Source organism: Acinetobacter sp. NBRC 100985 (genome assembly GCF_000241225.1).
GTDB lineage: Bacteria > Pseudomonadota > Gammaproteobacteria > Pseudomonadales > Moraxellaceae > Acinetobacter > Acinetobacter venetianus.
On the sequence record NZ_BAEB01000040.1, the window covers coordinates 34,900 to 46,570 of the forward strand.

Consider the following 11,671-nt stretch of genomic DNA (forward strand, 5'->3'; position numbering starts at 1 on the left):
CATTCATTTCTAAATAAAAATGAATTGATTAAAACTCATTCATCATCTTGTGCCATTGCAGGATATTGCTTAATTCGATTTGATTCGAACTGATAAGCATTTAAAAGTTTCAAATATTCTACACGGCGAATTTGATCATGTTTCAGTATTGATTCTGCCATATCTTGAGTTTTCGGATGGCTCGCTTGTTGAGAATATTGAATGACTTTTTGATATTGAAGTTGGTTAATCGGACGTAAAAGTGCACTGTATGCAAGTATGAAAATCGCAGCAATAACAATAGATACCAAAATATTATTAAATTGATCTATTTTGGTTCCAAATTTTGACTGTAAAAGTTTATGTTTAGAAAGTATCGACAGCATAACCTACCTCAGAATTATCTGTAGTTTATGTGTCATACGCATTTTCAACAAGCCCTACATTCAACAAGTCACGATTTCGCAACTCATTGAACGTAGTAAAGTTCAGATAGGCTAGCTCATTAAACTGCGAACAAATGCAAAATAGAGAATGAAGGCAATGATCACCAGACTGATAAAAATAGCAAACATTCCTACCCCACTTTCTGCATCAGCAGGATGTAAATCATCATCATCGGCAATACTTCTTAGTTCACCATCATAGATTTGATAAAAGCGATCTTTTTCAGCAGGACTTAAATGACTTGCAAAATCATAAACACGTTTACGCTGAGCTAAGCAGTAATCACCTAAATGAATTTCCTGATGAAATATAGCTTCATCAAGCAGTTTTCGATGATGATCTGCAAGTTCGATAATTTGGCTTTCTAATGGCGGCACATCCAAGTTTACACCATCAATTACATTTGACATGTTATTCTCCTTTTCTATTATTCTCATATTGATTCTACTTAAAATTATTTCCCGCAAATGTTTAATCGTGTAAGCTTTTATTTACGAAATGACACCCAAAATATTTGACAATTCAATCATTATTGTCATAATACTTTAACAATTCAAAGTTAAAGTAGCTTAAATTCAAAGTAAAGTATCTTTGAATAGAAATTGCGGTAATCATAATTAAAATAAGGAGTTATATATGATTCAACATTTTACTAACCATGAATTAGAGCATGTATATGCTAATGCGGTAAATACAATTCAGTCGCAAAAAAACTTCCAAGATGCAGTGAAAGAGCTTGAAGAAGTAGCAAAAGCAGGTCACGGTAAAGCGGCATTATTTTTAGCAGAGTTGTATTATCAAGGCTTCCGTGTAGAACGTGATTCCCTGAAAGCACAGTATTGGCAGAAGATGGCAACCTTACAAGCATAAAGAAACGTCACTTAGGTGGCGTTTTTTAATACCTTCTTTCATCCCCTATCATCTTACTCGCACTGCGCCAAAGCTTAGTTGCTTTGACTTGCTCAGGTGGCATTTTTAATATCTTACATTTTATAAATATAATTCTTCTTAGCATCGGTTTAATGCTACAGAGCTTATTAGAGTTCTAAATGCCAAGGCATCCTTAGATGCAGATTTATTCACTAATTATACAAAGTAGCTAGAAGCCCTTGCACGATGGAGAGTTTTAACAATTTTCTATGTATTAGTTTTTTGATTTCCTTGATCAACAAAACACCCCCTTTTAAATCAAAGTCGCAATTTATGTTATTAATGGTGATGCAAGTCTTAATTTTCTTATAAACAAGAATATTTGCTTACGATTTACATGAACTGTTTAAACATAAATGCCATCTAGATTTCTTATAATAAAACATAAGTTTGAATACTATTAGTTTAATAACATGTATCGGTTTAACCATTTTCAACCAGTCTCTAAAGAGTTGATGATTAAAATTTCAATTCTAAAAACAATGATGTATTGCGGTGTTCTTTGGGGATTATATCATCAGGGTTGGGCAATCAAGTCTGATCAAGATGGTCCAGTTTTCCCATTTTGGCTAAATGGCGTTCAAGCACATCGTTATGCAAAATCGCATTGGAAGCATTACAAACCACGGAAAATCACCCCGAAAGATTTCCATGAATCTCTTTTACCGACACTTACTCGTTTGCAAGTAGAGCCTGCTCTTTTCAATTCATCACATCGTAAATTTAAGCTTTCAACCCAACAAATGCAGCATTTCTTTTTTATGCATGATGCAGCAGTTATGCCTGCCTAAGTGCGACAACGTACAATGATGACTTTTTAAGCATTTATGAGAAAAAGTTATCATTGTAAGTAAATTAGGGCTTTGCAATTAAAAAAAATACCGTTAAGTTAAATGAAAATGACAATACAACACAGGTGGATAAACAATGACAATCGTTGCTCAAGTCATCAAGAATAAAGCAGTACAATCAATTTTTACAATCTCACCAAATGCGACTGTACTTGAAGCAATTAAAATTATGGCAGAGAAAGGTGTTGGTGCATTAGTCGTTGCAGAAGATGAAAAAGTCATCGGAATTTTTTCAGAACGTGACTATACACGTAAGATCGCATTGATGGAGCGTTCATCAAACAACACCCCTGTTTCAGACATTATGACTTCTAAAGTTATTTCAGTTGGGCTGAATCATACTGTAGAAGAATGTTTACAACTTATGACTGATCGTCATTTACGTCATTTACCTGTTTTAGAACAAGAGAAACTTGTAGGCTTTATTTCGATTGGCGATCTCGTTAAAGCAGCAATGGATGATCAACGCATTTTAATTGAGCAACTTCAGCAGTACATCTCAGGATAATAAACAATAAAAAAGGGCAATTAATTGCCCTTTTTATTTGTCGAATTAAGCTTCTAAAAAATTCTTAATTGCAGGAACAAGACGTTTCAACAATTCATCTGCTTGATCTTGAGTCATATTTAATGGTGGAAGCAAACGCACTACAGAACCTGCTGTAACATTCACAATTAACTGATACTCATCACGTGCGATCGCTACAAGCTCAGGGCAATCTTTCGGTAATTGAATACCGATCATCATGCCGAAACCACGTACTTGTACATTATGCTCTGCTAATTCTGCCTTGAGCTGCTCAACAATATAAGTACCAACTGTAGCTGCATTTTCAACAGCATTTTCTTTCTGTAGCGTATCAATCACTGTATAGACTACGCGAGAGCCCAATACTGTACCGCCATATGTTGAACCATGGCTTCCAGCGCCTAGTAAACCAACAGCTTTACCTTGAGTCATCACCGCACCAATTGGAAAGCCATTCCCTAGACCTTTTGCTGTTGTCATTACATCAGGCACAATATTGGTATGTTGGTAAGCAAAGTATTTACCTGTACGACCATTCCCAGTTTGAATTTCATCGAGCATCATCAACCAATTATGTTGATTACATAAGGCACGCACGTCTTCCAAATAGCTAAAGCCTTGTGGTGCTGTATTCACACCACCTTCACCTTGAATCGGTTCGATCAGAATAGCAACGATATCTGGATGGTGGATTGCAGCTTCTTGAATCGCTTCCACATCACCAAATGGAACACGAATAAAACCTTCAACTAATGGTGCAAAACCTTCTTGAACTTTCTTATTCCCAGTCGCAGATAAAGTCGCTAAAGTACGACCATGAAATGATTGCTCAGCAACTAGAATTTTAGGATTGCTAATCCCTTGCTTAGCACCAAACTTACGTGCAATTTTAATCGCACCCTCATTTGATTCTGCACCACTATTTGAGAAGAAAATTTCTTCCATACCAGAAACTTCAGCAAGTTTTTGAGCCGCAGCGGTTTGCCAAGGGATTTCAAATAAATTACTAGTATGAATTAATGTTGCAGCTTGCTCAGCAATTGCTTCCGCAATCACTGGGTGAGCATGACCTAAACCACATACAGCAATACCTGTTAAAGCATCTAAGTACTCAGTTCCATCTGCTGTATATAAGTAAGCCCCTCGTCCTCGTACAAAGCTGATCGCTTGGCGACCATAAGTAGCCATAAGATGTGATGGTTGATCAGGTAGTACAGGAGCAAGAGTGATATTAGTCATAACAAACTCAATCTATCGTTAGTTGTAGTGGAAAAAGTTATATAAGCAAAAACTTGACTAGATTGAAAGCTTAAACTCACATTTATACAAGAAAAATCTTTATCAATAGCCCCAAGTGATTTTTTCGGTATATAATTTACGGAGATTAGTTGAGGATCTATCTATGACGGAACAAGCGCGTGATACAGTAGCGTTAATTCGTGATCAAATTGCGAAACACCCTGTTTTACTTTACATGAAAGGCACTCCACAATTCCCGCAATGTGGTTTTTCTGCTCGTGCAGTAGAAGCACTTAGCCAAATTGGTCGCCCATTTGCCTATGTAAATATCTTGGAAAATCAAGATATTCGTGCAACTTTACCTCAAATTGCGAACTGGCCTACTTTCCCACAATTATGGGTAAACGGTGAGTTAATTGGTGGTAGCGATATCATGCTCGAAATGTTCCAAAATGGTGAGTTAAAACCATTAGTTGAACAATACAGCCCTGCACCTGAAGCATAAGCTGTAAACATAGAAAGCCAATCAAATGATTGGCTTTTTTTATTTTTGGCTTTCTAGTTTTTACTAAATCCAACATATCTGTACATTCCCTCTACCCCCAAATCAGCTTTGAAAATTTGCATATCAGGATAGTTTGCTTGGCTAACACAAGCAAAAACATTCATATTAGGATCTTCATGTATCTCATCGACAGATTGAGATAAAACCTCTTCAAAACGATCTGCAATAAATTCAAAACCCAAATCCATTGCCATAAACAAAGTATGCTCACATGGCTGAATGTATTGTTCTTGGTTCCAGTCTAATACAGCATGATGACAATATGGACATAGAATATTTACAGTTGCATCTGCAACCTCAATGAGTTGGAAAGACATAGCATTTCATCAAAAAAATTTCTGCCATTATAGAAGTATTTTACCAATACAAAAAATATCGAATAAGCTCTTATTTTTGCAACGATAAATATATAAAATAGATAATGTTGCAGAAATGGAATTGAATAATGTTGACGGATTTAGATGATTTTTATTGTTTTGCGCTCGTTGTTGAGCATGGTGGTTTCAGTGCAGCTGAACGAGCAACAGATATTCCAAAATCTAAATTAAGCCGCAGAGTTTATAATCTTGAAGAACAACTCGGTGTTCGTCTGATCCAACGAAGTTCACGTCATTTTGCTGTGACTGATATTGGTATGGATGTTTATCGTCATGCGCAAGTGATGATGAATGCAGCTCAGGCAGCCCATGACGTAGTCAACCACTTAAGTAGTGAACCTCGCGGTGTGATCAAAGTTAGCGTACCCGTCGATATTGCTCAAAACCAAATGGCAAAAATATTGCCAGCATTCCTTAAAAAATATCCTGAAGTTCGCGTTCAGATGATGGTCAGTAATCGTCGTGTTGATGTCATCAACGAAGGAATTGATCTCGCTTTACGCGTTCGATCGAAATTAGACGACGATCCAAATCTTGTTTTAAGACAATTTGAAGCAATCGAACAGCGCCTCTTCGCAAGTCAAGCGTATTTAAATGAGTTTGGTCATTTGTCTACACCAGAACAACTAAGTGAACATCGCATCATTAGCATGGCAGAAGAGCATTTAGATCAAAACTTCTTACTCACAGGTCCTGATCATCAACAAAAGAAAATTAAAGTTAATCCCGTTATCATGGGGTCAAACTTATTAATGCTTGCAGAATTGGCCAGTCAAAATTGTGGTATTGCCCTACTTCCAGACAGTATTGCTCAAGACTTCATTAAAACAGGTCAACTGGTTAAGGTTCTACCTGAATGGACTGCGCCACATGGTATTTTCCATGCTGTCTATCCATCACGACGTGGCTTATTACCTGCAGTTCGTGTATTTATTGATTATCTTGTCGAACAACTGACATTGTGCTCTACCAAAAAAAGGCCCGATTGATATCGAGCCTTTCGTTTTTTCATCAAGAAATAGCTGGGTAATCGCCAGTTCCCTCAGGCCATGGCGTTAATAATTCAAAGCCATCATCTGTCACCGCAACCATATGCTCCCATTGAGCTGATAGGGACTTATCTTGTGTAACAACAGTCCATCCATCATTTAGCTCTTTTACGTATGGTTTACCTGCATTCACCATAGGTTCAATCGTAAAGACCATGCCTTTTTTCAAAACCATGCCTTGACCTTTTTGGCCATAATGCAGAATATTCGGTTGCTCGTGATAAACACGGCCAATTCCATGCCCACAGTATTCACGAACAATACTATAACCTTCACGATGTGCAACGGATTGAATGGCAAATCCAATATCACCCAATGTCGCGCCTGGCTTTACTGTACGAATCCCTGCTAGCATTGCTGTATAAGTTGTATTCACAAGTTTTTTAGCCTCAGGGCTAACTTGACCTACAAAATACATTCGACTTGTATCACCGAAATAGCCATCTTTAATAACGGCAACGTCAATATTTAAAATGTCACCCTCTTGCAAAATCTTTTTTGCTGAAGGAATGGCATGACAAACTTCTTCATTTACAGAAATGCAGGTCGTTTTGGTAAAGCCGTGATATCCAACATTTGCAGGAATAACTTGCAATGTATTTACAATATAATCATTACAAATGTCGTCTAAATACTCCGTACTGACGCCCGGCTTTATATAAGGTCCTATCATTTCTAAAACTTGTGCCGCTAAACGCCCTGAGATACGAAGTTTCTCAATGTCTTGTTCCGTTTTGATGGTCACAGTAGAAGCTCTCATTCGAGATATTCCTTATTAAAAAAATCAAAAATAAAAATACAGATCATATATCTATATCTGTTCTATTTAGCGTTTATCAATAGTTGTACGCTTTAGCTATAAATTGTTCAATCCTTTCAGAATTGAATCTAATCACTATTTTACATTTAATTCCGACTATGGGGATAGGAAAAAAGTATAAAAACTCCCATTTTTTTAGTTTTAAAACCTTTTCAACAAATTAAGTTTACCAATGCTAATCCTATGATTTTAATAATTTCTTTTTAGTCAAAAATAAACCAATTTTCACATAAAATTAGTTTCAAATGACTACATTTATGTTCTAGAATTCGCACTTTTATTTTATTCCTCCCTGTTTTATGAACCATCTTCGTACAGGAGATATTATTGCTTTAGGTTTTATGACCTTCGCACTTTTTATTGGTGCGGGTAATATTATTTTTCCTCCCATTGTTGCTCAACAAGCTGGTGAGCACGTATGGCTAGCTGCATTTGGATTTTTGATCACCGCAGTAGGTCTACCAGTCATTACGATTATGGCTTTGTCGAGAATGCAAGGCTCTATTGAAATTATCAGCTCCCCCTTAGGTCGTTTCGCAAGTTTATTGCTCACTATCGTTTGTTATTTGTCTGTTGGTCCACTCTTTGCCACACCTCGAACAGCAACGGTTTCTTATGAAATTGGTTTTGCACCCTATTTCGGAACATCTAGTAGCAGTTTATTTATCTATAGCGTTATTTATTTTGCTTTAGTAACAGCTGTTTCTTTATATCCAAACAAACTTTTAGATACAGTCGGTCACGTACTTGCCCCTTTAAAAATATTTGCACTTGCAATACTTGGTATTGCTGCAATTGTGATTCCAACGGGCTACATCTCACCGCCAATTAACAAATATGTTTCAAGTCCAGTTTCAGAAGGCTTCGTAAATGGTTATCTAACCATGGATACTTTGGGCGCATTGGTATTTGGTATTGTCATTATTCAAGCTATTCAATCACGCGGTGTCACTGACTCGAAACTGATCACGAAGTACGCAATTATCGCCAGTTTGATTGCAGGCGTTGGTTTAACACTTGTTTATATCAGTTTATTTAAACTTGGCTTAGGAAGTCATGAATTTGCAGCAAATGCTGACAACGGTGCAATCATCCTACATGCTTATGTACAACATGCATTTGGTGATTTAGGTTCGCTATTCCTCACAGGTCTAATCTTTCTTGCATGTATGGTTACAGCAATTGGTTTAACTTGCGCATGTGCTGAATATTTTACTGAGCTTACAGGCTTACCTTATAAACTTCTCGTTTTCATTCTAATCGGCTTCTCTTTAGTAATCTCAAACTTAGGTTTGACTAAATTGATTGCAGTTTCAGTACCTGTCCTTAGTGCAATCTATCCTCCAGCGATTGTCGTGATCATGTTGAGCTTTTTCTGGAAACGTTGGAATAAACCATCATTAGTTGTTGGTTCAGTTACTGCTGTCGCTTTTCTATTCGGTATCATCGAGGCGATTAAAGCAGCTGGTTTCACTGAGCAATTACCACAATTTATTGCCCATTTACCATTGAATGAACAAAACCTCGCTTGGTTATTACCTTCACTGGCTGTTTTGTTTATTTCGATTGTGATTGATCGAGCGATTAAACAAAAAGTTAAAACGATTTGTCGTTAAAATAATGTTTTACCCAAACATGATTTTAGCTATACAAAAGATGTTCTTTTACCCAATGTTCATTTTTTGTTTACGACAAATCTTTTTTTAATTTTAGTCTTTTAAGCACAATTTAAGTTTTTAAGCAGAAATTAGCTAGAATCCGATCTTTACTAAACTTTTCAAAATGTAAAATTTCTGCATTATATTTAAAATAAAAATAGCATAAATTCACTAAAAAAATAGTTAAACACTATAGAAATCAATACATTCATAAATTTATTTAAAAAATAGTCAGTATACCTATTGAAATACTTAGAAATTAGCAGTACAACTTTAAGAATAATTCTGACAAAAATGATTTGGTTTTTTGTCATCACGACACAAGGAGGGATGGAGATGTTATCATTACATTTCAACAAGCAAGTCTTCATTAACACTCTGAAGGCTAACGATTCAATCGTATATGCAATAACACCGCTAGCACTGATGGCCACGTTGTTATTTCAAGGCACAATTAAAGGTAATCTCAAACCTGAATATTTTGCTTATGCGCTGATTGTTTCTGTTGCCTTTTGTACGTGGGGGATTGTCGATCGTAAGTTTCGACAGATGAGCGCCCAGCGCCAAAAAGTTTCTGTAGGGAAAATGGATGAGTAATCATCCATTTTTTAATTCCAAAAACTAAAAATAGTTCCAAACAATAAAAGCCCTGTAGCACCCAGCTCTACTACAATTAAACCTAACATCATAATTGTCATACACCAGCCCGGAAGCGTCCATTTTCCTAATTGATGTGGCTGTTTAAATTGGTTAGTTGTATCTTTTAAACACCCATGAACGATATAAATTAAAATCGACATTGAGAAAAAGAAAAGATTTGCAACCACACAGAACAGACTTAATTCATTTGATAGAATCGTAAAAGAGCTCAGTACAGCTAAAATCAAACTTGCTGCTGCGTATAAAAGACTACTGCGATGAGCAATGTCAACATAGTAATGTGCTCGTGCCAGATCAGAATTTCGAATTTGATAGTATTTCCAGACGCCAGTAATCATTCCAACCCAAAGAAAGATCCCACTAAAAACAATTGCCAATTCGGTTGCAGTTGTTAAAACCAACATCTCGTATCCTACATGTTTCTTTTTTTAAAACGGTATATTACATAATTTTTGACTTTTTAGTCATTAAATAATCAAGTTTCTTTTTGGAACTAATGTACAGTAGAAAAATACAAACACAAGAGTATTACTTGATGAATACCTTTGAATCTCTATGGATTAGCTGTAAAGATGGCTACCAACTTGCTGCACAGTATTATCCAACGGAAAAATCTACCAAAGAATTTCCTATTTTGATTTGCCCTGCAACTGGAATCACAAAAAACTTTTATCATGCTTTTGCCGAATGGTTAAATCAGCAAGGCTACAATGTATTAAGTTTTGACTTTCGTGGTATTGGACAGTCCCTACATGGAAAATTAAAAGACTCGAATGCAAGTATTAATGATTGGGGGCAATTAGACATCCCTGCTGCGATTGAAGTACTTTTAAATCGAACACAATCGGAAAAGGTCATTATCATTGGACATAGTGCGGGTGGACAATTACTTGGAATCAATCCACATTACAATAAAGTAGCCAAAGTTCTCGCAATCGCTGGATCAACTGGACATGTCAAAGGGCTAAAAGGCAAAACAAAGCTCCTTGCACCACTGATGTTTAACGTGATCTTTCCTATTTCAAGTTTTGTAAAAGGATATGGTGCAACCCAATTCATCGGAATGGGTGAAAACCTACCTAAAAATGTTGCAAAACAATGGGCTGAATTTTGTAGTAAACCTGGTTATATAATGAATGCGATTGGAAAAACTATTTTTGATGACTATCATCAAGAAATTCAAATTCCAATCACATCTTTCTGGGCAACAGATGACGAGATTGCAACAGAAACCAATGTACAAGATCTTTTGCGCTTATATCCGAATGCCCAGACAAAATTTATTGAACTCAACCCTCACAAATATGGATATAAGCAAATCGGACACATGGCGATGTTCAAAAAGTCTCATCATAAGCTATGGGCACTATTAGAAAAGGAATTATCGATTTAGTTTTGATTCACCATAAAGTTTTACGCTTTGCGCATCTAAACCTGTAATCCTGTTTAGATGCGCTTTTTTATTGAAGAAATTGAGGCATGAAATTTCTTGTTTAAGCAAATTTATGATTTATAAGATATTCATTAAAATAACTAAAGATTGGTTAATAAAACTACACTCGTATAATTTTGAAACTTTTAATTGTTAAAAAAACTCCTAAAAATGTGATAAAGAATGTATTTATTCATCTTATAAATGAAGTTTAACAAGCCACTTTTTAACCAACCGTTTAAACCAAAGTGCTGTATTAACAGTCATTTATTTTATGAATGAATTTATTTAATTATTTTATGACATTTGAGACAGAATTTTTTTATAAAAAAGTCACGTCATAATTTGTATTTATTTTCTACAATACACTTGTTCCGAACAGTAGCTAAGATGCAAAACTTAAGGTACATCATTGGGGGCAAATGCATAGGTAAAATCATCATAAATAACATTTTTATATGTTTTTTCGATAATTTACTTATACATAATAAAGATAGCAATAGAGCTTCTTTAAGGAAGATTTGTTATAAATGGAATGGTAGAAAATTCAAGTTTTATTGTCTTTTCTAACAGGTATTATAGACATTTCATGGAATCTAAGAGCTAGGTTTTCTAACTCACCGTAACAAGCATAGGAAATATGTAGATGCCTAAAAAATATGCGCGTTTTTTACCTACAGCCGAATCATTTAACTTAGAAGACTTCCCTTTTTACTGGATTTCTCAAGTAAATGCTCAGTACGTGCAAAACATCGATAACGTACTTAAGAAGTATGGTTTAGACAATTCTCGCCGCCGTATTTTACTTGCATTGAACGTAAAACCTCATGCAAGCGTTTCTGAACTTTCAGATATGGTAATTTCCAAAATGTCGACAACGACAAAAATCGTTTATCGTTTGAAAGATGAAGGCTATATCGAGACTTATTCGTGTAAGGAAGATGGGCGTATTACCCGTGTTCATTTAACAGAAAAAGGTCAAGAAATGATAGTTAAGATCAATGATTTGACGTCTGTAATTCTAGAACAGTCTTTTGATGGTTTAACACCATTACAAATTGAAAAAACAATGGAAATTTTACGTCATATGTTTAAAAATCTTGCTCGCTAAGTCATTTAAACATAATAAAAAANA

General features: G+C 35.6%; 15 protein-coding genes. 9 read left to right on the forward strand and 6 right to left on the reverse strand.

The window, feature by feature from the left end; all coding sequences use genetic code 11:
• Positions 1–35: 35 nt before the first annotated feature.
• Positions 36–365, reverse strand: a complete 330-nt coding sequence (locus ACT4_RS14690; protein ID WP_007483435.1) for a hypothetical protein — start codon at positions 363–365, stop codon at positions 36–38.
• A 111-nt stretch (positions 366–476) separates the two neighbouring features.
• On the reverse strand, positions 477–836 hold the full coding sequence (locus tag ACT4_RS14695) for a hypothetical protein (RefSeq protein ID WP_004879816.1): 360 nt from the start codon (positions 834–836) through the stop codon (positions 477–479).
• Between the two features lie 226 nt (positions 837–1,062).
• On the opposite strand from ACT4_RS14695, the gene ACT4_RS14700 reads away from it, so the two are divergent.
• The 3 genes from ACT4_RS14700 to ACT4_RS14710 all read left to right on the forward strand — a co-directional run bounded on the left by ACT4_RS14700 (position 1,063) and on the right by ACT4_RS14710 (position 2,715).
• On the forward strand, positions 1,063–1,296 hold the full coding sequence (locus ACT4_RS14700) for a hypothetical protein (RefSeq protein WP_004879818.1): 234 nt from the start codon (positions 1,063–1,065) through the stop codon (positions 1,294–1,296).
• A gap of 473 nt (positions 1,297–1,769) precedes the next feature.
• Positions 1,770–2,147 (forward strand): DUF2750 domain-containing protein, encoded by a 378-nt coding sequence (locus tag ACT4_RS14705; RefSeq protein WP_004879819.1) that lies wholly within the window; start codon positions 1,770–1,772, stop codon positions 2,145–2,147.
• A gap of 136 nt (positions 2,148–2,283) precedes the next feature.
• A complete protein-coding gene (locus ACT4_RS14710; RefSeq protein ID WP_004879821.1) occupies positions 2,284–2,715 on the forward strand; it encodes a CBS domain-containing protein in 432 nt (143 codons plus the stop codon).
• Positions 2,716–2,760: 45 nt separating this feature from the next.
• Here the strand turns inward: ACT4_RS14710 and ACT4_RS14715 are convergent, their stop codons facing one another.
• Positions 2,761–3,975 (reverse strand): aspartate aminotransferase family protein, encoded by a 1,215-nt coding sequence (locus ACT4_RS14715; protein ID WP_007483439.1) that lies wholly within the window; start codon positions 3,973–3,975, stop codon positions 2,761–2,763.
• Between the two features lie 163 nt (positions 3,976–4,138).
• Here ACT4_RS14715 and grxD point away from each other — a divergent pair, with 163 nt between their 5' ends.
• Positions 4,139–4,480: a Grx4 family monothiol glutaredoxin gene (gene grxD, locus ACT4_RS14720; RefSeq protein WP_004772459.1), complete on the forward strand. Its 342-nt coding sequence runs from the start codon at positions 4,139–4,141 to the stop codon at positions 4,478–4,480.
• Positions 4,481–4,533: 53 nt separating this feature from the next.
• On the opposite strand, the gene ACT4_RS14725 is transcribed toward grxD, so the two are convergent.
• Complete coding sequence (locus tag ACT4_RS14725) at positions 4,534–4,857, reverse strand: hypothetical protein (protein ID WP_004879826.1); 324 nt, start codon at positions 4,855–4,857, stop codon at positions 4,534–4,536.
• A gap of 128 nt (positions 4,858–4,985) precedes the next feature.
• Here ACT4_RS14725 and ACT4_RS14730 point away from each other — a divergent pair, with 128 nt between their 5' ends.
• Complete coding sequence (locus ACT4_RS14730) at positions 4,986–5,906, forward strand: LysR family transcriptional regulator (protein WP_007483447.1); 921 nt, start codon at positions 4,986–4,988, stop codon at positions 5,904–5,906.
• 22 nt (positions 5,907–5,928) lie between these two features.
• On the opposite strand, the gene map is transcribed toward ACT4_RS14730, so the two are convergent.
• The gene (map, locus tag ACT4_RS14735; RefSeq protein WP_007483448.1) at positions 5,929–6,726 is read right to left on the reverse strand and encodes a type I methionyl aminopeptidase; all 798 of its coding nucleotides are present in this window, start codon (positions 6,724–6,726) and stop codon (positions 5,929–5,931) included.
• 359 nt (positions 6,727–7,085) lie between these two features.
• On the opposite strand from map, the gene brnQ reads away from it, so the two are divergent.
• Both brnQ and ACT4_RS14745 read left to right on the forward strand, forming a co-directional pair.
• Positions 7,086–8,402, forward strand: a complete 1,317-nt coding sequence (gene brnQ, locus ACT4_RS14740) for a branched-chain amino acid transport system II carrier protein (RefSeq protein ID WP_007483451.1) — start codon at positions 7,086–7,088, stop codon at positions 8,400–8,402.
• 378 nt (positions 8,403–8,780) lie between these two features.
• Entirely contained in the window at positions 8,781–9,041 is a 261-nt protein-coding gene (locus tag ACT4_RS14745) for a hypothetical protein (RefSeq protein WP_004879833.1), read from the forward strand.
• A gap of 11 nt (positions 9,042–9,052) precedes the next feature.
• On the opposite strand, the gene ACT4_RS14750 is transcribed toward ACT4_RS14745, so the two are convergent.
• On the reverse strand, positions 9,053–9,508 hold the full coding sequence (locus tag ACT4_RS14750) for a hypothetical protein (RefSeq protein WP_007483453.1): 456 nt from the start codon (positions 9,506–9,508) through the stop codon (positions 9,053–9,055).
• Positions 9,509–9,639: 131 nt separating this feature from the next.
• On the opposite strand from ACT4_RS14750, the gene ACT4_RS14755 reads away from it, so the two are divergent.
• Both ACT4_RS14755 and ACT4_RS14760 read left to right on the forward strand, forming a co-directional pair.
• Positions 9,640–10,497, forward strand: a complete 858-nt coding sequence (locus ACT4_RS14755; RefSeq protein ID WP_007483455.1) for an alpha/beta fold hydrolase — start codon at positions 9,640–9,642, stop codon at positions 10,495–10,497.
• A 685-nt stretch (positions 10,498–11,182) separates the two neighbouring features.
• Positions 11,183–11,647, forward strand: coding sequence for a MarR family winged helix-turn-helix transcriptional regulator (locus ACT4_RS14760; RefSeq protein WP_004879839.1), 465 nt, complete (start codon positions 11,183–11,185; stop codon positions 11,645–11,647).
• Positions 11,648–11,671: the final 24 nt, after the last annotated feature.